We start from the raw sequence: 24,554 nt of genomic DNA on the forward strand, positions 1-24,554 counted from the left end.
ATTGAATCAATCTTTTGTCCGGATTTTCTCGCAGATGGAATCCGGTTCTTTGCAAGCGATGTCAGGTAAGGCGCCTCTGTCAGAGGACGCCGGAGCAGAAATGGGGCAGCACGGATGATCGACGACCTCTTTGCCGGATTGCCGGCGCTCGAGAAAGGCTCGGTCTGGCTGGTCGGTGCCGGTCCGGGTGATCCGGGCCTTTTGACGCTGCATGCCGCCAATGCGCTGTGCCAGGCGGATGTCATCGTCCATGACGCGCTGGTCAACGAGGATTGCCTGAAGCTCGCCAGGCCGGGTGCCGTGCTGGAGTTTGCCGGAAAACGCGGCGGCAAGCCGTCGCCGAAGCAGCGCGACATCTCGCTGAGACTGGTGGAGCTTGCACGCGCCGGCAATCGCGTGCTGCGCCTAAAGGGCGGCGATCCCTTCGTCTTCGGCCGTGGCGGCGAGGAGGCGCTGACGCTGGTCGAGCACCAGGTGCCGTTCCGTATCGTGCCCGGAATCACCGCTGGCATCGGCGGGCTTGCCTATGCCGGCATTCCGGTCACCCACCGTGAGGTCAATCACGCCGTCACTTTCCTCACCGGCCACGATTCCTCTGGTCTCGTGCCCGACCGGATCAACTGGCAGGCGATCGCTGCCGGCTCGCCTGTCATCGTCATGTACATGGCGATGAAGCATATCGGTGCGATCACCGCCAACCTCATTGCTGGGGGACGCTCGGCAGATGAGCCGGTCGCCTTCGTCTGCAATGCGGCAACGCCGAGCCAAGCGGTACTGGAAACGACGCTGTCGCGCGCCGAGGCCGATGTCGAAGCCGCCGGGCTCGAGCCACCGGCGATCGTCGTCGTCGGCGAAGTCGTGCGGCTGCGCACAGCGCTCGACTGGATCGGTGCGCTTGACGGCCGCAGGCTTGCCGCGGATCCCTTCGCCAATCGCATTCTCAGGAACCCGGCATGAGCGGATTGCTGATCGCAGCACCGTCGTCGGGCTCGGGCAAGACGACGGTGACGCTCGGTCTGATGCGGGCGCTGAAGAAACGCGGCACCCTGATCGCGCCGGGCAAGGCCGGGCCTGATTACATCGATCCCGCCTTCCATGCGGCGGCGAGCGGTGAGCCCTGCTTCAATTTCGATCCCTGGGCGATGCGGCCAGACCTGTTGCAGGCGAATGCGGCGCATGCGGCAGCCGGTGGCCGCACGCTGATCATCGAGGCGATGATGGGGCTTCATGATGGAGCGGCTGACGGATCCGGCGCGCCGGCCGATCTTGCCGCAGCACTCGACCTTGCCGTCATTCTCGTGGTCGATTGCGCCCGTCTGTCCCATTCGGTCGCAGCGCTCGTGCGCGGCTATGCGGACCATCGAAACGACATTCGTGTCGTTGGCGTCATCCTCAACAAGGTCGGCAGCGACCGGCACGAGAAGATGCTTCTCGATGCACTGGAACGGGTGCGCATGCCGGTGTTCGGCGTTCTTCGACAGGACAAGGCGCTGCAACTGCCGGAGCGCCATTTGGGACTGGTGCAAGCGGGTGAACATTCCGCGCTCGAAGGCTTCATCGAGGCGGCCGCCGACCGGGTGGAGGGGGCCTGCGACCTCGACGCGATCCGCCGGGCCGCGACGATTTTCCCGCAGCAGGTGACACCGGCCAACATCGAGCGATTGCGGCCCCTCGGCCAGCGCATCGCGGTCGCGCGCGATATCGCCTTTGCCTTTTCCTATGAGCATCTCTTGTTCGGCTGGCGCCGGCGGGGTGCCGAGATCTCGTTCTTCTCGCCGCTTGCCAACGAGGCGCCCGATGTTCTGGCCGACGCCGTCTATCTGCCGGGCGGCTATCCGGAACTGCATGCGGGCCAGTTGAGCGCGGCATCGACGTTCCGCAAAGGCATGCATTGCGCGGCGGAACGGGGCGCGCGGATCTTCGGTGAATGCGGCGGCTACATGGCGCTCGGCGAGGGGCTTGTCGCTGCCGACGGCGCGCGCTACGAGATGCTTGGCCTGCTGCCGCTGACGACCAGTTTTGCCGAGCGCAGGCGGCACCTCGGCTACCGCCGCGTCGTGCCTGTCGACAACACCTTTTTCGATGGACCCATGACTGCGCACGAATTCCACTATGCGACCATCGTTGCCGAAGGCGCGGCCGACAGGCTGTTTGCCGTGAGCGATGCCGCCGGCGACAATCTCGGCCAGGCGGGCCTTCGACGCGGAACGGTTGCCGGCTCCTTCATGCACCTCATCGATATCGCGGCCCGATCATGAGCGCACCGATCCTTCACGGCGGCGGCATCACCGAGGCCGCAGCCCGCTATGGCGGACGGCTCGAAGACTGGCTCGATCTGTCGACCGGCATCAATCCGTGCCCCGTCGCCCTGCCTCCAGTCCCCGAGCGCGCCTGGCACCGGCTGCCGGACCGCCAGACGGTCGACGACGCGCGGCTGGCGGCTGCCGTCTACTACCGTACCAACGGTGTCTTGCCTTTGCCGGTACCTGGCACCCAATCGGTGATCCAGTTGCTGCCGCGGCTCATGCAGTTCAATGCGGCTGCCGAGCCAAGGTCGGGCAGCCGCGTCGCGCTGTTCGGCCCGACTTACGGAGAGTATGCCCGCGTGCTTGCGGCCGCCGGTTTTTCGGTCGACCCAGTGGAGGATGCGAGCGCGATCGAGCCGGGGCACGGTCTCGCCATCATCGTCAACCCCAACAACCCGACCGGGCGGTCCTTTAGGCCTGCAGACATTCTCGCGATCGCCGCAAGGCTGAAGGCGAACGGCGGCGCGCTCCTGGTCGATGAAGCCTTCGGCGACCTTGAGCCGGAATTGAGCGTTGCCGGCCATGTGCGAGAACAAGGCAACCTCGTCGTCTTCCGCTCCTTCGGCAAGTTCTTCGGGCTGGCGGGCTTGCGCCTCGGTTTCGTCGTCGCGCCGGAGCCGGTGCTTGCCGCTTTTGCCGAGTGGCTCGGCCCCTGGGCCGTTTCCGGTCCGGCGCTGACGGTTTCGAAAGCCCTGATGCAAGGCGATACGAAGGCGATTGCAGCCGGCATTCTTGAACGCCGTGCCGGGCTCGATGCCGTGCTTGATGGGGCAGGGATGACCCGGATCGGTGGCACCGGGCTTTTCGTGCTGGTGGAACATCGCCATGCCGTGCGGCTGCATGAGGCGCTCTGCGCAGCGCATATCCTCACGCGCAAGTTCGACTATGCGCCGACCTGGCTGCGGATCGGGCTTGCGCCGGATGCGGAAGGCGACCGGCGTCTGGCGGATGCGCTTTGCCGCATGGAGCGCTGAGTGTCGGAAACGATCCTGCTCATCCTCGCGCTGGCGCTGGTGATCGACCGCATGGTCGGCGATCCGGACTGGCTTTGGGCGCGGGTGCCGCATCCGGTTGTGTTCTTCGGCAAGGCGATCGGCTTTCTTGATGCGCGCCTCAACGGCGAGGACCTGGAAGATGGCGCGCGCAAGCTTCGTGGTGTCATCACGATCTTGCTGCTGCTTGGGTTAAGCGCCTGGCTCGGCCACCTGCTGCACCGTCTGTTTGCTGTGTTCGGGCCGATCGGTTTCGTGCTCGAAGCGGTGGTTGTCGCCGTTTTCCTGGCGCAGAAGAGCCTTGCCGATCATGTGCAGCGCGTTGCGATCGGCTTGCGTCAAGGCGGGCTTGAAGGCGGGCGTGCGGCGGTCTCGATGATCGTTGGTCGTGATCCGAAGACGCTCGACGAACCGGCGGTCTGCCGGGCGGCGATCGAGAGCCTCGCCGAGAATTTTTCCGACGGTGTGGTGGCGCCGGCCTTCTGGTATGCGGTTTTCGGTCTGCCCGGGCTACTGGCCTACAAGATGCTGAACACCGCTGATTCGATGATCGGCCACAAGTCGCCGAAGTACCTGCATTTCGGCTGGGCATCGGCGCGGCTTGACGATCTTGCCAATCTGCCTGCCGCAAGGCTTTCGATCCTGCTCATTGCCGCCGGCGCGTTGATCCATCGTGGCGCACGCGCTGCAAAAGACGCACTGACGGTGGCGCTCCGCGATCATGGCCTGCACCGCTCGCCGAATTCGGGCTGGCCCGAAGCGGCAATGGCCGGCGCGCTCGACCTGCAACTTGCCGGCCCGCGCATCTATGGCGGCGTCAAGGTGAGCGAGCCGATGATCAACGGTCCGGGGCGCGCTGTTGCAACGCGCGAAGACATAGATGGTGGCATCGCTGTATTCTACGGCGCCTGCACGGTGATGACATCAGCTGTTGTTGTTATCGCGATGATTTGATCCAGGAGCGCCTTTTGTCTTTGCGAAACTGACCTTCGCATTAAGACTTTTCTTTCAATATGTATTAGGATCATATCATATTTGGTCGGTTATTCTCTTCGGACGTTTGGTTCCGCCGGTAAGTGTTTGTCATCCCGGAGAGAGAAGCATGCGCAAGGCGTTTTTGACTTTGGTCGTTGCCGCTCTGATGCATTTTCCCGCTCAGCCCTTGAGTGCCGCCAATCTCGTTGCCGATATCAGCCTTTCCTCGCAGACGATGACCGTGCGGCAATACGGCGTCGTGATGTATCGCTGGAAAGTGTCGACGGCGCGCAAGGGCTATGTCACGCCGCGCGGCAGTTGGCGCGCCAAATGGCTCTCGCGCTATCACCGCTCGCGCAAATACGACGATGCGCCGATGCCCTATGCGGTGTTCTTCAACGGTGGCTATGCCATTCACGCCACCTATGACATCAAGCGGCTCGGCCGTCCGGCATCGCACGGCTGCGTGCGGCTGCATCCGAACAATGCTGCCGAGTTTTTTGCGCTGACGAAGGAGCACGGGCTGAAGAACACCCGGATCGTGATCACGCGCTGACGCCGTCTGCGAGAACATTGGCCCCTCGTCCCCCTGCCGGGACCTTCCCCGCAGGCGGGGAGAAGGGACGTGCGGCACTGTATCGCACCAATCTAGCGTGACGACGGGACGCTACGGCGAACTCGTCCCCTCTCCCCGCGAGCGGGGAGAGGGTGAGGGGCAGCTCGCGGGCTCAAGTTTAGGGTGTTGGTGGCAGATCCGCGCGCATCACGGGTGACGTCGAGCGCCGCTCAATCAATCCCCGCCACATGCATCAGCCGGTCGAGGCTCGGCACGCTGACGTGGCGGCTGTTTTCGATGCGGATGACGTTGTCCTTGCGCAGTTTGGTGATCTGCCGGCTGACGGTTTCGATGGTGAGACCCAGGTAATCGGCGATATCGGCGCGCGACAGCGGCAGGTCGAACTCTCTCGCCGTGCCCTTTTCGGGATCGATATGGGTGGCGATGATGTAGAGGAAGCTCGCCACCTTCTCCCGCGCCGTCTTGCGGCCGAGCGTCAGCATCCAGTCTCGCGCCTCGTCCAGTTCCTTCAGCGCCTGTTCGTGCAGCCGGTGCTCGAGACCGGGAGCTTCCGAGACGAGACGGTCGATGACCGTGCGTGGGAAACAACAGATATCGGTGTCGACGGCCGCTTCCGCTGTCAGCGCGCTTTCGCGGGTGAAGGGGCGGCCCATAAAATCAGGGGCGAACTGCAGGCCGACGATCTGCTGGCGGCCGTCGGCCAGAACCTTGCTGAGCTTGACGACGCCGTTGATGATGTTGGCATAGCTTTCGGTTGTCTCGCCCTGGCCGATGACCTCGCGGCCCGGCTCGATGCTGCGGCGGGTCGAATGGCGGCTGAGGTCGAGGAGCTGATCCGGGGTGAGCGTGCCGCAAACACCACCATGGCGCGCCTCGCAGGCGGCGCAGACGGTCGGAATGTCCGAGTTATGGATATCCTTGCGGCGATGTTCGTTCACGATCTGCAATTCTTTCTACCTGCATGTCGTTGCTCTCTGGAAGACCAAAGAGGATGCCGGTCGTTAAATCAAGAGTTGACAGGTGCTAATTCCGAAAGCGCGAAACAATGTCTCATGCTGGCTTGAGCATTGTCAATTTTAACGTGTTAATGCGGCGACTTGATCAAAATCAAAGGCCCGTTCGCGCATCCGTCCTATGCCGTCTTCAAGACAGCGGAGAGACCGATGGAAGACGCGCTTATCCTCAAGCATTCAAGCCCCGTGCCGCGCTATACCAGCTACCCGACCGCCCCGCACTTCTCCGGGGACGTGGGGCCGGCCGATTATGAAAGCTGGCTTGACGCGATCCGCCCTGATGAGGCGATCTCGCTCTATGCCCATGTGCCCTATTGCGACCGGCTCTGCTGGTTCTGCGCCTGCCATACCAAGCAGACGCTGCGCTATGATCCGGTGGCAACCTACTTGCAGGGGCTGCATCGCGAGGTTGCGGAGATCGGCGGGCGGGTGAGCCGCGAGGCGAAGGTGGCGGCGCTGCATCTGGGTGGCGGTTCACCGACGCTCGTGCGACCCGAAGATCTGATCGCCTTGAAGCGCGCTTTCACCGATCACTTCACCTTCGCACCGGATTGCGAGATCAGCGTCGAGATGGACCCGAACGACCTCGACGAGGCACGGCACGATGCGCTGGCCGCGATCGGCATGACGCGGGCAAGCTTCGGCGTCCAGGACTTCGATCCTGAAGTGCAGAAGGCGATCAACCGCATCCAGACATTCGAGCAGACGCGCGCGGCGATCGAGGCGGCGCGGGCGAGGGGCGTGCATTCGGTCAATTGCGACGTCCTCTACGGGCTTCCGTATCAGAGCCTCTCCTCGCTGGAGCGCACGATGGCGGCGGTGTTGTCGCTCAATCCCGATCGCGTCGCACTTTTTGGCTATGCGCATGTGCCGTGGATGAAGACACATCAGAAGATGATCCCGGATGAAAGCCTGCCCGGCATCGTCGAGCGCTTCGCCCAGATGACGCGGGCGGCAGAAATGCTTGTGGCGGCGGGATACGAGGCCATCGGTATCGACCATTTTGCCAGACCTGAAGACAGTCTGGCGCGGGCCAGCCGGCAAGGGCGCCTGCGCCGCAATTTCCAGGGCTATACCGACGATGCGGCCGAGACGCTGATTGGTCTTGGCGCCTCGGCGATCGGTCAGTTTCGTCAAGGTTATGTCCAGAACATGCCGGCGACCGGCGAATATCTGCGCCATGTGGAAGGAACCGGGATCGCCGCTCTGCGCGGCTACCGTTTCACGGCCGACGACCGGATGAGAGCAAAAGTGATCGCCGACATCATGTGCCGCTTTGCCTTCTCGTTCGACGAAGTCGAGCAGGCGTTTCCGGGGCTGGCGGGTGCCGTGATCGAGGAAGCGCGGCTCTTCCGGGCGCGCGACGGTGACCAACTGGCAGTCATCGAGAACGGGCTTTTCCGACTTACGGAGCGCGGCCGGCCCTTCGCCCGTTCCGTGGCGGCAGCCTTCGACGCCTATCTCGGCAACGGGCGCGGCCGGCATTCGGTGGCCGTCTGACCTATGTTCTGCGGCAACACCACACTCCTATTTGCAAACCGTTGCCATCTAGCCCATTGGCTTTTGCGGCGCATTTACCTATAGGATCGCCGAGACTCGACATAAGATATTAGAGGTATGCGCGTGACAGCTACATTCGACAAGGTTGCCGACATCATCGCCGAAACGAGCGAGATCGATCGCGAGACGATCACGCCGGAAAGCCACACGATCGACGATCTCGGCATCGACAGCCTGGACTTCCTCGACATCGTGTTTGCGATCGACAAGGAATTCGGCATCAAGATCCCGCTCGAGCAGTGGACGCAGGAAGTCAACGAAGGCAAGGTTTCGACCGAAGAGTACTTCGTTCTGAAGAACCTCTGCGCCAAGATCGACGAACTGCGGGCTGCCAAGGGCTGATTGGGCTTTCGCCCAAGCCTTGCCACTCGATTTCCAATGCCGCCCGTCGCGCCCCGCGCTTGACAGGCGGCATTGGCGTTTTTACTTGAGCCCGAAACCAACGGCCTAAAAACCAACAGGGTGAGCCTCAATGCTCCTTGAATACTTCCAGATGATCGATCGTGTCGAAACGGTCGATCTTTCGGCTGGCCGGCTGACGGCGCGGTCCGTGGTTCCTGAAAAGAGCCCGGTGTTCGAAGGCCATTTTCCAGGCTACCCGCTGGTGCCGGGCGTGCTTCTGATCGAAACCATGGCACAGGCCTCCGGTTTCCTGGTGCTGGCTGCTACCAATTTCGCCGCCATGCCCTTCCTGATGTCGGTCGACGGCGCCAAGATGCGCACTTTCGTCGAGCCCAGTGCCGAGCTCGAGATCGAGGCCTTCCTCGAGCATGAAGGTTCGGGCTTTGCGGTGACCAAGGCCAAGATTACCTCTGCCGGCAAGAAGGTCTGCGACGCCCAGCTCAAACTGCGGACCATGCCGTTCGACCAGGTTCCGCTCGGCGATATCGTGCGCAAACGGGCAGGCGAAGTGGGTCTGATGGCAGCTCTTTCGGCGGCAGCCGGTTCGGAGAAGTAAGATGAGCAAATCTGCAAACGACGTTGTCATTACCGGCGTCGGTATCGTCACCAGCCAGGGCGTCGGCGTTGAGCCGCATCTGGCGCTGCTTTCCGCCGGGACATCGCCGGCCGTCAGGGTCGAGACCGAGAAGTTCAGCCCCTATCCGGTGCATCCGCTGCCGGAAATCGACTGGTCGCAGCAGATCGCCAAGCGCGGCGACCAGCGCCAGATGGAAAACTGGCAGCGCCTCGGCGTGTTTGCCGCTGGTCTCGCGCTCGATGACGCCGGCCTCAAGGACAATCTCGAAGCCTGCGGCAGCATGGACATGATCGTCGCTGCCGGCGGCGGCGAGCGCGACATCAATGTCGATTCGCTGATCGTCGACGAAGCCTTGAAGCGCAACGACCGCGAACAGCTTCTGAATGAGAAGCTGACGACGGAGCTGCGCCCGACGCTGTTCCTCGCCCAGCTCTCCAACCTTCTTGCCGGCAACATCTCGATCGTCCACAAGGTCACCGGCTCGTCGCGCACCTTCATGGGCGAAGAGGCGGCCGGCATCTCGGCGATCGAAACCGCCTTTGCCCGGATCAAGGCCGGACAGTCGACGCACACGCTCGTCGGCGGTGCGTTCTCGGCCGAGCGTCTCGACATCATTCTGCTGATCGAAGCGATCCAGGGCCACGCGCTTGGCGACTGGCACCCGATCTGGTCGCGCAGGAAGGACAATGGCGGCGGCATGATCCTCGGTTCGGTCGGTGCCTTCCTGGTCCTGGAATCGCGCGAATATGCCGAAGCCCGCGGCGCCCGCATCTATGCCACGATCGACGCGATCGGCGGCGACCGCGGCGCGCGCGATGGCGGCAAGCTGGAAGCCCGCCTTGCCGACCTCGCCAAGCCTGCGTCCGACCTCGACACGTCTTCGACCGTGATCTTCTCCGGTACCTCCGGTTTCCATGATCTCGTGGCGCGCGAGAAGACCTTTCTCGACAAGACATTCGCCGGTGCGCCGGTGCGCGCCTATGGCGGCCTTGTCGGCCACAGCATCGAGGCGCAGTTCCCGCTGGGCCTGGCGCTCGCCGCGCTGACGCTGGGCGAAGGCGCCAAGGTGCCGGCCTTCGACGCCGGTGCGGAAAAGCCGATGACATCGGCAGCCAAGGCGGCGGTGGTCACCACCATCGGCCATTCGCGCGGCGAAGGCGTCGCCGTTCTTTCGGCCGAATAACAGGAGCGGATGATGAGCAACGCTTACAAGGACCATCTCGGCCGCCCGATCATCGCGATTACCGGCATGGGTGTCATCACCTCGCTTGGCCAGGGCGTCGAAGACAATTGGGCAGCGCTTTCGGGCGGCGTCTCGGGTATCCACAAGATCACCCGCTTCCCGACGGAAGGGCTGAACACCCGCATCTCCGGCACGGTCGATTTCATCGACATTCCGGCTGATAACTCCGTCGAGCGCTCCTATGCCATGGCGCGCGAAACGACGCTTGAGGCGCTGGCGCAGGCCGGCATTTCCGGCGATTTCAACGGCCCCCTGTTCCTGGCGGCCCCGCCGGTCGAGCCGGAATGGAGCGCCCGTTTCGAGCTTGCCGACCGTTCGCCGCCGTCCGAGCGCCCGGGCGACGCCTATAACCGCTTCCTCGCCGCCATGCGCCAGAAGGCCGATCCGGTGTTCCATGAGGCCGTGCTCTTCGGCTCGATCTCCGAGCGTCTGGCCGACCGCTTCGGCACGCGCGGCCTGCCGGTGACGCTGTCGACCGCCTGCGCATCGGGGGCGACCGCCATCCAGCTCGGCGTCGAGGCGATCCGCCAGGGCCGCACCGACCGGGCGCTGACGGTTGCGACCGACGGTTCGGTCAGCGCCGAAGCACTGATCCGCTTCGCGCTGCTTTCGGCCCTTTCCACCCAGAACGATCCGCCGGAAAAGGCCTCCAAGCCCTTCACCAAGGATCGCGACGGTTTCGTCATTGCCGAAGGCGCGGCAACGCTCGTCCTGGAATCACTCGAAGCGGCCGTTGCCCGCGGCGCCCGCGTCTACGGCATCCTGAAGGGCTGCGGCGAGAAGGCCGACCTCTTCCACCGCACGCGCTCGTCTCCGGACGGTGGGCCTGCGATCGCGACGATCCGTGCGGCCCTTGCCGACGCCGGCATCGATGAGAACGGCATCGGCTACATCAACGCCCACGGCACCTCGACGCCCGAAAACGACAAGATGGAATACCTGTCGATGTCGGCCGTCTTCGGCGAGCGCCTGCCGTCGATCCCGGTCTCGTCCAACAAGTCGATGATCGGCCACACGCTCACGGCCGCCGGTGCCGTCGAGGCGGTGTTCTCGATCCAGACGATGCTGACCGGCACGCTGCCGCCGACCATCAACTACCAGAACCCCGATCCGGCGATCGTGCTCGACGTGGTGCCGAACGTGAAGCGCAACCAGCAGGTGACTGCGGTTCTGTCGAACTCCTTCGGTTTCGGCGGCCAGAACGCCAGCCTTGTCATGACCGCCGAGCCGGCCTAAGCCGGAAACGTAACGAGTTGCAGCGCCCTTGCGCGTCCCGATGGATGCGCGGCGCTGTGAAAATTCAAGACGCAAACATGCCGCCAAGGCAGAGGAAGAACCATGCGCGCCCTGCAACTGCTCGATGACCGCAAGCTCGAAATCACCGACATTCCGGAACCGGAAGCACCGGGCCCGGGCGAGGTGACGCTGCGCGTCAAGGCGGTTGCGCTCAACCACATCGACGTCTGGGGCTGGCGCGGCATGGCGTTCGCCAAGCGCAAGATGCCGCTTGTCATCGGCGCAGAAGCGTCGGGCGTCGTCGATAGCATCGGTCCGGGCGTTTCGAGCGTGCTTCCGGGCCAGCTCGTTTCGATCTATGGCGCGCGCACCTGCGGTCTCTGCCGTCCGTGCAAGGAAGGCCGTGACAATCTCTGCGAACATGTCGGCGGCGTGCACGGCTTCCATCTCGACGGCTTCGCGCAGGAAAAGATCAACCTGCCGGCGCGTCTGCTGGTTCCGGCCCCTCCGGGCGTCGATGCTGTTGCCGCAGCCCTTGCTCCGGTCACCTTCGGGACCGTCGAGCACATGCTGTTCGACAATGCCAAGCTCGAGCCGGGCGAAACCATCCTCGTTCACGCCGGCGGCTCCGGCATCGGTTCGGCGGCGATCCAGCTTGCCAAGAAGATCGGCTGCACCGTGATCACGACCGTCGGCTCCGACGACAAGATCGAGAAGGCCAAGGCGCTCGGCGCCGATCACGTCATCAACTACCGCACCGACCGCTTCGAGGGCGTCGTGCGCAAGCTCACCAAGAAGAAGGGCGTCGACGTCGTGTTCGAACATGTCGGCAAGGACACCTGGGCCGGTTCCATGCTTTGCATGAAGCGCGGCGGCCGTCTCGTCACCTGCGGTTCCACCTCGGGTGTCTCGACCGACATGAACCTGATGATGCTCTTCCAGCAGCAGCTGAAGCTGCTCGGCTCGTTCGGCTGCCGCATGGAGAACATGGCCAACGCCATGCAGAAGATGGCGCGCGGTCTCGTGCATCCGGTGATCGACACCGAAATCACCCTCGATCAGATAGACCGGGCGCTGGAGCGCATGGAATCGCGCCAGATCTTCGGCAAGATCATCCTGAAGATGGATTGATCGACGTGCGCATGCTGATCACACGGCTGGTGCTGGCGGCGGATCGTACCCGCCAGTGGCTGATCGCGCAGTTCGTTTTCCTGCTGTTGACGGTCCTGAAGATGTTTCCCGCCGACGGCGCGATCAACTTCATGGACCGCGCCGTGCGCTTCATCGGCCCAAAGACCAGCCGGCAGAAGCTGACGCTGACCAATTTGCGCAATGCCTTCCCGGAAAAGAGCGAAGCGGAGATCAACGAGATCGCGCTCGAAAGCTGGGGCAATATGGGCCGCATGGCGGCCGAGTACGTGTTCCTCGATCGACTGTTCGATTTCGATCCGGAGCGCACGACGCCCGGCCGCGTCGAGGTTTCGGGTATCCCGCTGTTCCTCGAGCTGCGCGACAATCCGCGGCCCTTCATCGTCTTTACCGCCCACAGCGGCAATTTCGAGATGTTGCCGGTTGCAGGCTCCGCCTTCGGCCTTGACGTCACCGTGCTCTTCCGCCCGCCGAACAATCCTTATGTCGCCGAAAAGGTGTTCAAGTTCCGCGAGGAGCGCATGGGCAACCTCGTGCCGTCCCATGCCGGCTCGTCCTTTGCGCTTGCCCGCCAGCTCGAGCGCGGTCTTGGTGTCGGCGTACTCGTCGACCAGAAGTTCCGCAAGGGGCTGAAGACCAAGTTCTTCGGCCAGGACGTCCAGACCAATCCGCTCTTGGCCAAGCTCGTCCGCCAGTTCAATTGCGAGGTCTATCCGGCCCGTTGCATCCGGCTGCCCGGCGGCCGCTTCCGGCTGGAGCTGGAGCCGGCGATCGAGATCCCGCGCAGGGCCGACGGCAATGTCGACGTCACCGCCACGGCGCAGTTGCTCAACGACAAGGTCGAAAGCTGGGTCAGGGAATATCCGGGCCAATGGCTCTGGTACCACGATCGCTGGCACATCAAGCGGTATCTCAAGGACTGATTCCCTTCGGCGCGCGCCAGTCCTTCCCAATTGCAGCGTTCTGCACGCCCTGCTTGAAACTCTCGCAAGCGTGATATCGCCTGGCGGAGTGCCGAATTCATCGGGCATTTCGCAACGTCGGCAGCTGGTTTTTCCTGAAAACGCTTCAAGCCAGCGAGTTTTTCTTTCTGCTGTTGAACGCTAACGCAATGAGTGTAAACTCTTAACTGGCTCGCGGGGGAAAGACTGCAAGCGCTTTGGGTGGCTGAAGCGGCACAGTTTTACGCGAAAAGAGTGGGGAATCATCAAAGTCTACATCAGTGTACGCAGCATCAACGCCTGAGTTTTAAGTGCATCGAAGCGGCTTTGCCGTGGGGAATTGGGGTTTCGAATTGAACGCACTGATTGAGCTGTTCTGGTTCAAATATTCGCAGCTGCAGTATGCCGTACGTACAGCAGACGAGCACCTGATCGGCATCCTGGATCGCGAGTTGGATCCGATCCTACGTTCCGTCTACGACGAGAAGGCAGTGAGCGTCGAGGATGCCCGTCTTCAGTTTCAGTTCCTGATTGATATCCTGCGCGTCGAAGCCGACGATATCTCCTGCGTGCTCAGACATTCGCAGCTTCTGCAGTCGCTGATCAACCGCTATTTCGCGGCCACCGGCGCGGTCAAGCTGGCCGACCTGCAGTTGGAGCGGCTGCCGGTGCAGCCGCACAAGGGCAGGGCGGACGAAGGCCTGCTCAACGAGGCGATCCTCGACAGTCTTCCCGATCGCATCGCCGTCATCACGCCGGATTATCGCTATCTTTACACCAATCCGCACAATGCCCGGCATCTGGACAGCCGCCCGATGGACCTGATCGGCCGGCATATCGTCGAGTTCATCGGCATCCAGCGCTTCGAGCTCAGGGTAAAGTCCTATCTCGACCGCTGTTTCGCCGGCGAGATCGTCGACTACACCTTTGCCAAGACCGTCGATGCGCGCACCGTGGTGGTTCGCTGCCGGATGACGCCCTGCACGTCCAGTACCGGCAAGCTCATCGGCGCGATCCTGGTGATCCAGGAACATGCCGACCGCCGGCGGGCGATCGCCGCCTGATAGGCGGCCTTTGAATATTGGATCGGAAAATGACGACGCCGCGCGCCCGAAAAACGGTCGCGCGGCGTTCTGTTTTTCGGGCGCTTGCCGGCTGCCTGTTTCCCTAAAGCCTAGCCGAGGTGACGGCAGAAACGGCAGCCGTTGAAAGTCGCACGGCGACCGTTGCGCATCCGATCAAGACGCCCGCGCTGTCGCCGGAAGGCCGTTCACCCCGCCGGCGCCGTCATACTGCGCAGACATTCCTGTTCGAAGCCAACATGTCGGCGCAGGCTGGTGAAGAAGCCGCGCAGCATATAGCCGGCGGTCTCGGCATTGACGCTCTGGTCGGAGGCGCCAAGGCGCTCCAGCATTTCCGTCAATTCCTCGGCGAAGCACTCGTCCTCGCAGTGCTCGTATTTGAGCCTCTCCAGGGTCGCGCCAACGGTCGGATCTCCGCGGAAGGTGCGTTCGATCCACGGGAAAACGAGGCTCTCCTCACCGGAATGCATCTCGCGGATCATCGGCTCAAGCACCTTGGCGGCGTAGACGCATTTCTGCCGGTCGATTTCGCCCGGCAGGCTGTCGGCGATCTCCTCGAGACAGTTGCAGAGCGCAAGCTGCTCTTCATGGGCACGCGCAAGCCAGGCGAACGGCTCGGTCGTCGCGACGGGCCGGGCAGGCGGCTCCAGCCGGCTGCGGATACGCCCTTGCTCATAAGTCTTTTTCATTGGCTTTCGACGCCAGCTCCCACGGCGCTCCCTATTGTTTGCCGAGGATGATCCATTCGAGGTGGAGCAGCCTTGATCTGAATCAAGGTGCAGCCGCCCTGATTCTGACACTTTCCGGCCAGCTGCGGTGGCGTGCCTTCCCAAGGGGTGTGTTGCCGCATGCGTTCGGACCAAGTTGGGGACCCAACCATGAAATACACTTTCGAGATGATCCTGCTCGGGGTCGGGGCTTTCCTTGCGCTTGTCGGCGCAGGTTTTGCCCAGGACCGGCACTTTGAAGCCCATATGTGGGTGCTGTTCTTCGTGCTTCTCGCCGGCACCATCATGCTGATGCGACGCATCGAGTTCAGCCCGGTTTCAGCGGGCAGGACGCCACCACCACCACCAAAGTCGGAGTATTTCGACGAGGTGGTCAAATATGGCGTGATCGCCACCGTCTTCTGGGGCGTCGTCGGTTTTCTCGTGGGCGTCGTGGTTGCGCTGCAGCTCGCCTTTCCCGACCTTAATATCGAGCCCTGGTTCAACTTCGGCCGCATGCGGCCGCTGCACACCTCGGCCGTGATCTTCGCCTTCGGCGGCAACGCGCTGATCGCCACATCCTTTTACATCGTCCAGCGCACCAGCCGCGCGCGCCTCTTCGGCGGCAATCTCGGCTGGTTCGTGTTCTGGGGCTACCAGCTCTTCATCGTCATGGCCGCCACCGGCTACCTGTTGGGGATCACCCAGTCGAAGGAATATGCGGAGCCGGAATGGTATGTGGACCTGTGGCTGACCATCGTCTGGGTCGCCTATCTTGCGGTCTTCCTCGGCACGCTTTTGACGCGCAAGGAGCCGCATATCTATGTGGCCAACTGGTTCTATCTCGCGTTCATCGTCACCATCGCGATGCTGCACATCGTCAACAACCTGGCGGTGCCGGTGTCCTTCCTCGGCTCGAAGAGCTATTCGGCCTTTGCCGGCGTGCAGGACGCGCTGACGCAATGGTGGTACGGGCATAATGCCGTCGGCTTCTTCCTGACGGCCGGCTTCCTCGGCATGATGTACTACTTCATCCCGAAGCAGGCCAACCGCCCCGTCTATTCCTACCGCCTGTCGATCATCCACTTCTGGTCGCTGATCTTCATGTACATCTGGGCGGGTCCGCACCACCTGCATTATACGGCGCTGCCCGACTGGGCGCAGACACTCGGCATGGTGTTCTCGATCATGCTGTGGATGCCCTCCTGGGGCGGCATGATCAACGGCCTGATGACGCTGTCGGGTGCCTGGGACAAGATCCGCACCGACCCGATCATCCGCATGATGGTAATGGCTGTTGCCTTCTATGGCATGGCGACCTTCGAAGGTCCGATGATGTCGATCAAGACCGTCAACTCGCTTAGCCACTATACCGACTGGACCATCGGCCACGTGCATTCGGGCGCGCTCGGCTGGAACGGCCTCATCACCTTCGGCGCGATCTACTATCTCGTGCCGAAGCTGTGGAACCGCGAGCGGCTTTACAGCGTGCGCATGGTCAACTGGCACTTCTGGCTCGCCACCCTCGGCATCGTCGTCTACGCGGCGGTCATGTGGGTCGCCGGCATCCAGCAGGGCCTGATGTGGCGCGAATACGACGACCAGGGCTTCCTCGTCTATTCCTTCGCGGAATCGGTCGCGGCCATGCTGCCCTACTACGTGCTGCGTGCCCTTGGCGGCGCACTCTTCCTCGCCGGAGCGCTGCTCATGGCCTTCAACGTAACAATGACCATCCTCGGCCGCGTGCGTGACGAAGCTCCGATCTTCGGAGCGACGCCGGCGCTGAATGCTGCGGAATAGGGGGCATAGACAATGTCCATACTCGACAAACACGCCACGCTCGAACGCAACGCAACGCTGCTGCTCGTCGGCTCGCTGCTCGTCGTCGCCGTCGGCGGCATCGTGGAAATCGCGCCGCTGTTCTATCTCGAAAACACCATCGAGAAGGTGGAAGGCATGCGGCCCTATTCGCCGCTGGAGCTTGCCGGTCGCGACGTCTATGTGCGTGAAGGCTGCTACGTCTGTCACAGCCAGATGATCCGTCCGTTCCGCGACGAGGTGGAGCGCTACGGCCACTACTCGCTGGCGGCTGAATCCATGTACGACCATCCGTTCCAGTGGGGCTCCAAGCGTACCGGGCCGGACCTGGCGCGCGTCGGTGACCGCTACTCCAACGAGTGGCACGTGCAGCACATGATCGAGCCGCGCTCGGTGGTGCCGGAATCGGTGATGCCGAGCTACGCCTTCCTCAGGGCGACTCCGCTCGATGTGAACAACATCGCCGCGAACCTGAAGGCCAACAAGGCAGTCGGCGTTCCCTATACGGACGAGATGATCGACAACGCGCTTGCCGACATCAAGGCGCAGGCCGATCCGAATGCCGACACGTCGGGCGTCGAGGCACGCTATCCGAAGGCCAAGCTCGGCGACTTCGACGGCGATCCGCAGAAGCTGACGGAGATGGACGCGCTTGTGGCCTATCTGCAGATGCTCGGCACGCTGGTCGACTTCTCCACCTATGACGACACCACCGGCTACCGCTAAGGAGATCCGCAACATGGAAACCTACACGGCCATGCGCCAGTTCGCCGACAGCTGGGCGCTCCTTGCCATGACGCTCTTCTTCCTGGGCGTTGTCGCCTTCATCTTCCGGCCCGGCGCCAAGAAGGCCGCCGATGATGCCGCAGCCATCCCCCTCAAGGAGGACTTGTAATGGCGGACAAACACGTCGACGAAATCAGCGGCGTCGAGACCACCGGCCACGAATGGGACGGGATCCGCGAACTGAACAACCCGATGCCGCGCTGGTGGGTCTATACCTTCTACGCGACCATCGTCTGGGCGGTCGGCTACATGATCGTCTATCCGGCGGTGCCGCTTCTGACCGACGCGACCAAGGGCGTGCTTGGCTATTCGAGCCGTGCCGAAGTCAGTGCCGAGCTTGCGAGTGCCAAGGCGGCCCAGGCGGGCAATCTGGAGAGGATCGCATCCAGTTCGCTCGCCGATATCATGGCCGATCCGCAGTTGCAGCAGTTCGCCGTCTCCGGCGGCGCCTCGGCGTTCAAGGTCAACTGCGCCCAGTGCCACGGTTCGGGCGCCGCCGGTTCGGCTGGCTTCCCGAACCTCAACGACGACGACTGGCTCTGGGGTGGCAAGCCCGAGGAGATCTACCAGACGATCTCCCACGGCATCCGCTACAATGGCGACGGCGAGACCCGCGTTTCGGAAATGCCGTCCTTTGCCGAGATCCTCAAGCCCGAGGAGATCAAGCAGACGGCCGCCTACGCCGTCAGCCTCACCGGCACGCCGTCGGATGCATCGCTGGTCGAGCCGGGCAAGGCGCTCTATGCCGCCAACTGTGCCTCGTGCCATGGCGCGGATGCCAAGGGCAACCGCGAGTTCGGCGCACCCGATCTTGCCGACGCGCTGTGGCTGAACGGCGAGGGCGAGCAGGCGATTATCGCCCAGATGAAGGCACCCAAGCACGGCGTCATGCCGGCCTGGCTGCCGCGGCTTGGCGATACCACGGTCAAGCAGCTTGCCGTGTTCGTGCATTCGCTGGGCGGGGGTGAGTGACAGTCACGGGTGCTGGCCCCTCCGGGCCCACCATGCTGCATATCGCGTGGTAAACTCTGAAGTCTGACGTGTGAGACTGCGGGCTCTGGGACGCAAATTCCCAAAGCCCGCACACTACAGCGCCGCGCGTCTAATCAGACGCGCAAAGGTCGCTGTAACACTTTGATTTGCTGCATGTCTTTCTCCTTAAATCGAGGTCGATTTAAGGAGACATGCAGTAAGGTCTACGGCTGCAGATTGACCGTAAGCTTTGCGATTTCACCGTTGAAGGCGAACGGTACCTGATAATCAGTTTCTTCTACACCTGTGCGAGTATCGACTCCCACATCGAAAGTCTCATCCCAAGGCATGAGCGCTGGGATCGTGTGTGGTATTTGCGCGCTCGCGACCTCCTTGCCGTCCACCTTCAGGACGCCAGTGCCGCCCTTGCCCATGCCGGGTCCGTCGGACTTGAAATCGAACACCAGCGTGTGCTTGCCGGATGAAAGGGTGTCCTGCCCCTCCCAGCGGAAGCGCTCCATGTTGACGAAGTTATACAGAAATACGGGTTTGCCTTTGAGGAGGTAGAACCCGTATCCACCGAAGCGCCCCCCTGTGGTAACGAGCATACCTTCGCCGCCGCTTTCAGGAACGGTTACCTCGGCGGTGATCGTGTAGGACTTGTTGATGATGCTGGGTGCGTTGCTTGTCGGAATACCTGGCATTACGCCGGCGTAGCTGAACTCCTTCCGTCCGGCCGTGGCGCTCGGCCGTGCCGTGGTAAGTCGTTCCAGGATCGAGTTGTCCAAGGGGAAGACGTCGTATTTCGCCGCTTCCATAAGAAACAGTTCCTGCATCTCGCGCAGCTTCTCGGGCATTTTTGCGGCAAGGTCGTTGTTCTGGGAATAGTCCTCCGTGAGGTTGTACAGTTCCCACTTGTAGCCATCGACGACCTCGGGCATCGCTGTCGTGCCCATCAACCAAGGCGCTGCTGGCGGTGTCGTGCAGGCATACCAGCCATCGCTATAGATGCCGCGATTGCCGAACATTTCAAAATATTGGGTCTTGCGGGCAGATGGAGCTTGGGCGTTGTCCCAGCTGTAGACCATGCTGACACCTTCGATCGGCCTTTGGGCAACGCCATCGACCATGACCGGGGCGGTTATGCCTGTTGCTTCGAGGATCGTAGGAACGATATCAATCATGTGGTGGAACTGAGTGCGAATACCACCGGCTTCCTTAATCCGTGCTGGCCAGGACATTGCCATGCCCTGGCGCGTACCGCCGAAGTGTGAGGCAACCTGCTTCGTCCACTTGAACGGGGTGTCAAACGCCCATGACCAGGCAACCGACATGTGCGGATAGGTTTGGTTAGAGCCCCATTCATCATAGAATTTCATCTGCTCTGCGACCGGTATCTGCATGCCTTCGAGCGTGATCAGTTCGTTCGGGGTTCCCAGCACGCTTCCTTCAGCGCTGGTTCCGTTGTCACCTTCTATGTAGATGACAAGCGTGTTATCGAGCTTACCCAGATCATCGACGGCCTGGATAACCCGCCCGATCTCATGGTCCGAGTAGGCTACGTAGGCAGCAAACACCTCAGCCTGGTGAGCAAACAGCTTCTTGCTTTCTGCGTCGAGAGAGTCCCATTTCGGCAGGCTATCTGGCCATTCAGTGAGCTGCGTATTGGCTGGAATCACGCCCAGCTTTTTCTGATTGGCGAAAATTTGTTCGCGCAGCTCGTTCCACCCCATGTCAAACTTGCCCTTGAACTTGTCGATCCACTCCTTGGTTGGATGGTGGGGAGCATGAGTGGCACCGGGCACGTAGTAAACGAGGAACGGCTTGTCGGGTGCTGCCGCATTTAGCTGTTTGATGTGATCAATCGCGTTGTCCGCTGTGTCCGTTATGAGGTTGTAGCCGGGCTTACCGGTCCAGGGGAAAATCTGAGTCGTGTTCTGGAACAGGTACGGCTCCCATTGATTGCTATCGCCACCCATGAAGCCATAGAAGTAATCGAAGCCCATACCCGTCGGCCATTGATCGAACGGGCCAGCAGCGCTGTACTGAAAAGCGGGCGTGTTGTGGTTCTTTCCGAACCAGGACGTGGCGTAGCCGTTCTGCTTCAGGATCTCGCCGATCGTGGCGTTCTCTATGCCTATGATCGAGTCGTAGCCGGGATAACCGGTCGCCTGCTCGGAGATGACGCCGAAACCCGTTGAATGGTGATTGCGGCCGGTGATGAGTGCGGCGCGCGACGGCGAACAGAGCGCGGTGGAATGGAACTGCGTAAAGCGCAACCCCGCGTTTGCAACACGGTCGAGTGCCGGTGTGGGGATCACGCCTCCGAAAGTGCCCGCGACGCCGTATCCAGCGTCATCCGTCATGATCAGAAGGATGTTGGGGGCGCCCTTTCGGGGAACGATCTGCGGTGGCCAATAGGGTTTTGAGGCTTTCGCGTCGAGGCCGATTTCTCCACCAAAAGCCGCCGGCGGGTTCGGCAGATATCGACCGTCGATCGTCGTTGTTGCACTGGGCGAACCCAATTCACCCGTGGTTTCCTGCGCATTGACATTGAAATTCGACGCTGCCGTCAAACTCAAGGTGGCGAGAAATAGCGTTCCAAGTCTTAGCATGTCGCTTCTCCTCCGGTGAAACGACGAGAATTACACGGTGCTAAAATAAGACAAGGTTGTAACAGTTACGAAGCCGCTTCGCATGCCCTGCTGGGGCTGCCCCTCATCCGTTTGCCGGCACATTCTCCCCGCCTGCGGGGAGAGATGTCCGACAGGACAGTGAGGGGCGAGCTTAAGGGCGCCCGGTGACGATACCGCTAAAGTCAGGGGAGGGACGGCTGGCTGCGGGCAGGGCCGCGTCGAAGGTCGCGGCCTTTGTCATTCGAGCGCCGCGGCGATCGTTGCACCGACCACCACGCTCGAAAGTGCGGTGCCGAGCAACAACGAGGTGTTGACCGGCTTCTTCACCACGGTGCCGAAGTTGAAGAGGTTCATTGGCAAGAGGTGGAAGCCGCCGCCCTCGGGCTTGCTGCGCGGCGCTTCCATGAAGCATTCGTCGTCGAACCAGATCCAGTCGTCGCGCCAGGTCCAGCAGCCGTGCCGGCGATAGACGGAGGCGACCTGTTCGGCAAAGGCCTTGTCGGCGGGCATGCGGACATAGTCGGTCGGCTTGCGGCTGAAATACTGCATGGCAAGCGGCATCGAGCGCTCGGTGCAGTAGTTGGACATCCACAGCTTGAAGCCGATCTCGTCGCGCAGCCGGTCGAGCACGCGGAAGACCTGAACATGGTCTTCGTGGCCGTATTCGCCCCAGGGATTGTGGGTGAAGACGTTCATGTCGGGTTTGAGCAGCGGCAGCAGTGTGCGGTAGAGCGTCTCGTAGTTGTCGCGGTAGGCCTGCGCGATCGGCCGGGTCGAATGGCGGAAATTGCCGGGGATCAGCTGCGACAGCGATTTCTTGACGATGCGCTTGGCTTCGCGACGGGTTCCCTCCGTGCCGAATTCCATGCCGAAAGGGCCAATCTTCGGGTTGGTCCAGTCGGCGCAGTCGAAGGAACCGGTTTCTTCCATTTCGAGGAAGCGCACATTGCTGCGCGGATAGGCCTCGATCGCGGCCGTCCGCGCCTCACCCATCTGCGGCTCCGACCAGATGTCGCGGTAAAGGATGATGACTTCGTCGACCTTGCCAAGGATCGAGGTGAACCACAGGAGCTCGTCGTCGGGATGGGCGCCGATGATGACGGAATTCTTCAGAAACTCGTGTGTGTCGGCCATGGCTCTGCGCTCTTGCGGGAGTTTGTCAGCGCGCAATTCTGACGTGCAGAGATTAAGCCGGGGTAAAGTGGAGGCGCGCGCCCACAGGTTAAGCGGAGCACATGCAAGGCCGTTTCGTTTCCGGCGGAGCTACGACCTTGGCTATCGATCGAACGCGGGTATCACCAGGATCTCACTCATATCTGTGCCCATTACGGAAATCCAGTCGCGCCGCGTCGGCGGCGCGAGGAACGCGGGTTCCGGCATTTTTGACGCAGCGTCTCTTGCCGTGCGGACGCACGGCTGCTGGATATCTGTAACGCGCCAGAGTTGAGGCAGCAAGGATAGCGACCCTCTGCCCGTGTCCAACCCCTGTTACGGTGTCCAAGCCTGTCGCGCGGCCCGTTTTGGCCGCCCCTTCGTTCCCGCCAGGGACTTCTCGGCCCGTTACTGCGCCGACCAGACCGCCAGTTCGTAACCGTCGGGATCGGCGAAGTGGAAACGGCGGCCGCCCGGGAAGGAGAAGATCGGCTGGAGGATCCTGCCGCCGGCCTTTTCGACGCGCGCCAGCGTGTCCTCCAGCCGGTCGGCATAGATGATGATCAGCGGTCCACCGGTCCTGACCGGCCCCATGGTGGTGAAGCCGCCCGTCAATCGGCCATCCTGGAATTCGCAATATTCCGGGCCGTAGTCGGTAAAGGTCCAGCCGAAGGCGCCGCCATAGAAGGCCTTGGCTGCGGCGATATCCGCGACATTGAACTCGACATAGTCGATGCGGCGGTCGTTTCCCTTGCTACCCATGGTCCTACCTGTTTCCTGATTCCATGATCGATTTGAGGGTGGCGAGATCCTTCTCCACCCAGCGGCTGTCGCCGGCAAACTGTTCGTTGCTCATTTCGGGCTGGCGCAGCAGCGTGAACATCACCTCGGCGCCATCGCCGTTCGGCACGACACGCAGCGCGTTGTTGACCTTCGTGCCGTCGGTAAGCGTCACCAGGTGGTCGACGACCCCGAAGGCGTTGTCGGGCGCAAAGCGTACCCGCGCCGTACCGAGCGGGCCGGTCGCCAGCCAGTCGTCGCCGTCACGTGTCAGGCCGGACGAGAGGCCCGAGGCCCAGAGTGGCATGTTTTCACGCTTGGCCATGAAGGCATAGATCTCGCGCCAGTCGCGATCGATGGTGATGTGAATGATCTTTGCTGCGTGTGTTTGCATGCTTTGCTCTCCGTCATCTGGAAATAGCATGGCGGCTGCGTCGGGTCTTGAACGAAACGGCCAACCGGCGGCCAGTCGTCAAGCAGCACGCCGATGGCCGCCAAGCTGGCGGCGGATTTCGGCGGGCGACAGCGATGTCAGCTCCCGGGCCTCGCGCGAAAGATGCGCCTGGTCGGCGTAACCGGCCTCAAGGGCGAGGGTACCGAGGGTCAGCGATGGCTCGCTTCGGCAGGCCTTAAGGAAGCGCTGCAGGCGCAGGATGCGGTCGAGCGTCTTGGCGCCATAGCCGAAATGCTCGTGGCAGCGGCGACGCAGCGTGCGCTCGCTCGTGCCGGTGGCAGCCGCCAGCGCGTGAATGGGGTTGTCGGGAGCGCCTTGGTTTTGCCGGAGGTGGGCAAGGCAGGCGGCGACATCGTCCGGCGGAGGCACGACGGATGACAGGCGCTGCAGCACCGCCTCTGCAAGGATTTCGGTGCGGTGGCTCGCATCCGGAGCCTCGCGCAGCCTGGCATCGAGTTCGCGCCCGGTTTTGCCCCAGAAGGCGTCGAGCGGGACGACCTGGCCGGTCATGTCGGAAAGAGACGTGCGCAGGAATGAAGCCGCCACGCCCGGCCGGAAGCGCAGGCCCACGACCGTTGTGCCCGGTGCAATCACCGGAAAGGCTGCGGTTCGGTCCGGGCCGGCGACGACCAGGCCATGTTGAGACCAGAGGATATCGACGCAGCCGTCGGGCACGACCGCCATCGGTACTGGCGGCCCTTCCGGCATATGGTGGCTCCACAGGCATGCGACATGCGCGGTAAGCGCCTCGGGCGCGGCCCGCTCAAGGTAGATGCCGCGCTGTTTTGCCAGTGTCGGCCTTGTCGACGTCGGCGGCCCGTTTGAGCCATGCATGCCTTGTCCTCCACGCGTCCGTTCATGCCGACCGCCACTTCGCGCGTCCAGAGCTCGCCGTCGGTCCGGCCCCGCAGTTCCGGATCACCGTCGGCGGGGTCCGAGACCCTGCAGGCGCTGGGCGAAGTCGTCCTTGGTTTGGCGATGGTAGCGGACAGAGGTGGGATGGCAATGAGGTTGATCGTCGCCATCAGAGCCAGGGAAAGTGGCGGCTTGCGTCATAGGCGGTGGCGATGCCTGCGGATGTGTCCGAGACGATCATGGCAAAGACGGCACGCCGGGCGGTTTTCAAGCGAAAGCCTGGGCACGCCTTGCCGGAGCCCGGACCTTTCGCCGCATGCTGCGCTTTGGCCCGCAAACTT

Annotated in this window: 24 protein-coding genes; 17 read left to right on the forward strand and 7 right to left on the reverse strand. The window is 62.5% G+C overall.

Translation table 11 applies throughout. From position 1 onward, the window contains the following. Window positions 1–117: 117 nt before the first annotated feature. From cobA to MKZ91_RS02205, 5 genes are all read left to right on the forward strand, one after another. Window positions 118–957: a uroporphyrinogen-III C-methyltransferase gene (gene cobA, locus MKZ91_RS02185; protein ID WP_442892184.1), complete on the forward strand. Its 840-nt coding sequence runs from the start codon at window positions 118–120 to the stop codon at window positions 955–957. After that, the gene (locus tag MKZ91_RS02190; RefSeq protein WP_336167500.1) at window positions 954–2,258 is read left to right on the forward strand and encodes a cobyrinate a,c-diamide synthase; all 1,305 of its coding nucleotides are present in this window, start codon (window positions 954–956) and stop codon (window positions 2,256–2,258) included. Before cobA ends, MKZ91_RS02190 begins: the two co-directional genes overlap by 4 nt. Next, window positions 2,255–3,280 (forward strand): threonine-phosphate decarboxylase CobD, encoded by a 1,026-nt coding sequence (cobD, locus tag MKZ91_RS02195; protein ID WP_336167501.1) that lies wholly within the window; start codon window positions 2,255–2,257, stop codon window positions 3,278–3,280. Before MKZ91_RS02190 ends, cobD begins: the two co-directional genes overlap by 4 nt. After that, on the forward strand, window positions 3,281–4,252 hold the full coding sequence (cbiB, locus tag MKZ91_RS02200) for an adenosylcobinamide-phosphate synthase CbiB (RefSeq protein WP_336167503.1): 972 nt from the start codon (window positions 3,281–3,283) through the stop codon (window positions 4,250–4,252). It abuts the gene before it with no gap. A 187-nt stretch (window positions 4,253–4,439) separates the two neighbouring features. Continuing rightward, complete coding sequence (locus MKZ91_RS02205) at window positions 4,440–4,829, forward strand: L,D-transpeptidase (protein ID WP_336167765.1); 390 nt, start codon at window positions 4,440–4,442, stop codon at window positions 4,827–4,829. A gap of 230 nt (window positions 4,830–5,059) precedes the next feature. On the opposite strand, the gene MKZ91_RS02210 is transcribed toward MKZ91_RS02205, so the two are convergent. After that, window positions 5,060–5,797 (reverse strand): Crp/Fnr family transcriptional regulator, encoded by a 738-nt coding sequence (locus tag MKZ91_RS02210; protein ID WP_336167505.1) that lies wholly within the window; start codon window positions 5,795–5,797, stop codon window positions 5,060–5,062. Window positions 5,798–6,013: 216 nt separating this feature from the next. Here MKZ91_RS02210 and hemN point away from each other — a divergent pair, with 216 nt between their 5' ends. The 8 genes from hemN (at window position 6,014) to MKZ91_RS02250 (ending at window position 14,035) form a co-directional block, all read left to right on the forward strand. Then, the gene (hemN, locus tag MKZ91_RS02215) at window positions 6,014–7,363 is read left to right on the forward strand and encodes an oxygen-independent coproporphyrinogen III oxidase (protein WP_336167507.1); all 1,350 of its coding nucleotides are present in this window, start codon (window positions 6,014–6,016) and stop codon (window positions 7,361–7,363) included. A gap of 117 nt (window positions 7,364–7,480) precedes the next feature. Next, the gene (locus MKZ91_RS02220; protein WP_089044188.1) at window positions 7,481–7,765 is read left to right on the forward strand and encodes an acyl carrier protein; all 285 of its coding nucleotides are present in this window, start codon (window positions 7,481–7,483) and stop codon (window positions 7,763–7,765) included. A gap of 130 nt (window positions 7,766–7,895) precedes the next feature. After that, complete coding sequence (locus MKZ91_RS02225; RefSeq protein ID WP_192446370.1) at window positions 7,896–8,381, forward strand: 3-hydroxyacyl-ACP dehydratase FabZ family protein; 486 nt, start codon at window positions 7,896–7,898, stop codon at window positions 8,379–8,381. Window position 8,382: 1 nt separating this feature from the next. Further along, on the forward strand, window positions 8,383–9,585 hold the full coding sequence (locus MKZ91_RS02230) for a beta-ketoacyl-ACP synthase (protein ID WP_336167516.1): 1,203 nt from the start codon (window positions 8,383–8,385) through the stop codon (window positions 9,583–9,585). 9 nt (window positions 9,586–9,594) lie between these two features. After that, the gene (locus tag MKZ91_RS02235) at window positions 9,595–10,881 is read left to right on the forward strand and encodes a beta-ketoacyl-ACP synthase (protein ID WP_336167518.1); all 1,287 of its coding nucleotides are present in this window, start codon (window positions 9,595–9,597) and stop codon (window positions 10,879–10,881) included. Window positions 10,882–10,983: 102 nt separating this feature from the next. After that, window positions 10,984–12,012, forward strand: a complete 1,029-nt coding sequence (locus MKZ91_RS02240) for a zinc-binding dehydrogenase (protein WP_275024109.1) — start codon at window positions 10,984–10,986, stop codon at window positions 12,010–12,012. Window positions 12,013–12,023: 11 nt separating this feature from the next. Further along, window positions 12,024–12,953: a lipid A biosynthesis lauroyl acyltransferase gene (locus MKZ91_RS02245; protein ID WP_336167767.1), complete on the forward strand. Its 930-nt coding sequence runs from the start codon at window positions 12,024–12,026 to the stop codon at window positions 12,951–12,953. 371 nt (window positions 12,954–13,324) lie between these two features. Beyond that, the gene (locus tag MKZ91_RS02250; protein WP_336167522.1) at window positions 13,325–14,035 is read left to right on the forward strand and encodes a PAS domain-containing protein; all 711 of its coding nucleotides are present in this window, start codon (window positions 13,325–13,327) and stop codon (window positions 14,033–14,035) included. Between the two features lie 206 nt (window positions 14,036–14,241). Here MKZ91_RS02250 and MKZ91_RS02255 read toward each other — a convergent pair whose 3' ends face one another. Next, window positions 14,242–14,742, reverse strand: a complete 501-nt coding sequence (locus MKZ91_RS02255; RefSeq protein WP_336167524.1) for a hemerythrin domain-containing protein — start codon at window positions 14,740–14,742, stop codon at window positions 14,242–14,244. A 189-nt stretch (window positions 14,743–14,931) separates the two neighbouring features. On the opposite strand from MKZ91_RS02255, the gene ccoN reads away from it, so the two are divergent. Genes ccoN through ccoP form a run of 4 tightly spaced genes read left to right on the forward strand, consistent with a single transcriptional unit; the run spans window position 14,932 to window position 18,336 of the window. Continuing rightward, window positions 14,932–16,560 carry a cytochrome-c oxidase, cbb3-type subunit I gene (ccoN, locus tag MKZ91_RS02260; RefSeq protein WP_336167526.1) on the forward strand — a complete coding sequence of 543 codons (1,629 nt, stop codon included), beginning with the start codon at window positions 14,932–14,934 and terminating at the stop codon, window positions 16,558–16,560. Window positions 16,561–16,572: 12 nt separating this feature from the next. Continuing rightward, window positions 16,573–17,304 carry a cytochrome-c oxidase, cbb3-type subunit II gene (ccoO, locus tag MKZ91_RS02265; RefSeq protein ID WP_336167528.1) on the forward strand — a complete coding sequence of 244 codons (732 nt, stop codon included), beginning with the start codon at window positions 16,573–16,575 and terminating at the stop codon, window positions 17,302–17,304. A gap of 13 nt (window positions 17,305–17,317) precedes the next feature. Then, on the forward strand, window positions 17,318–17,473 hold the full coding sequence (locus tag MKZ91_RS02270; protein ID WP_336167529.1) for a cbb3-type cytochrome c oxidase subunit 3: 156 nt from the start codon (window positions 17,318–17,320) through the stop codon (window positions 17,471–17,473). Beyond that, the gene (ccoP, locus tag MKZ91_RS02275; RefSeq protein ID WP_336167531.1) at window positions 17,473–18,336 is read left to right on the forward strand and encodes a cytochrome-c oxidase, cbb3-type subunit III; all 864 of its coding nucleotides are present in this window, start codon (window positions 17,473–17,475) and stop codon (window positions 18,334–18,336) included. Before MKZ91_RS02270 ends, ccoP begins: the two co-directional genes overlap by 1 nt. A 224-nt stretch (window positions 18,337–18,560) precedes the next feature. Here ccoP and MKZ91_RS02280 read toward each other — a convergent pair whose 3' ends face one another. The 5 genes from MKZ91_RS02280 to MKZ91_RS02300 form a co-directional block, all read right to left on the reverse strand. Then, a complete protein-coding gene (locus MKZ91_RS02280; protein WP_336167532.1) occupies window positions 18,561–20,951 on the reverse strand; it encodes an arylsulfatase in 2,391 nt (796 codons plus the stop codon). A 258-nt stretch (window positions 20,952–21,209) separates the two neighbouring features. Next, entirely contained in the window at window positions 21,210–22,106 is an 897-nt protein-coding gene (locus tag MKZ91_RS02285) for a hypothetical protein (RefSeq protein WP_336167534.1), read from the reverse strand. A gap of 426 nt (window positions 22,107–22,532) precedes the next feature. Beyond that, complete coding sequence (locus tag MKZ91_RS02290; protein WP_336167536.1) at window positions 22,533–22,886, reverse strand: VOC family protein; 354 nt, start codon at window positions 22,884–22,886, stop codon at window positions 22,533–22,535. Between the two features lie 4 nt (window positions 22,887–22,890). Next, complete coding sequence (locus tag MKZ91_RS02295) at window positions 22,891–23,298, reverse strand: SRPBCC family protein (protein ID WP_336167538.1); 408 nt, start codon at window positions 23,296–23,298, stop codon at window positions 22,891–22,893. 78 nt (window positions 23,299–23,376) lie between these two features. Beyond that, window positions 23,377–24,192 carry a helix-turn-helix domain-containing protein gene (locus MKZ91_RS02300; protein WP_336167540.1) on the reverse strand — a complete coding sequence of 272 codons (816 nt, stop codon included), beginning with the start codon at window positions 24,190–24,192 and terminating at the stop codon, window positions 23,377–23,379. Window positions 24,193–24,554: the final 362 nt, after the last annotated feature.

The organism is Ensifer sp. MJa1, from assembly GCF_037026475.1.
Lineage (GTDB): Bacteria > Pseudomonadota > Alphaproteobacteria > Rhizobiales > Rhizobiaceae > Ensifer.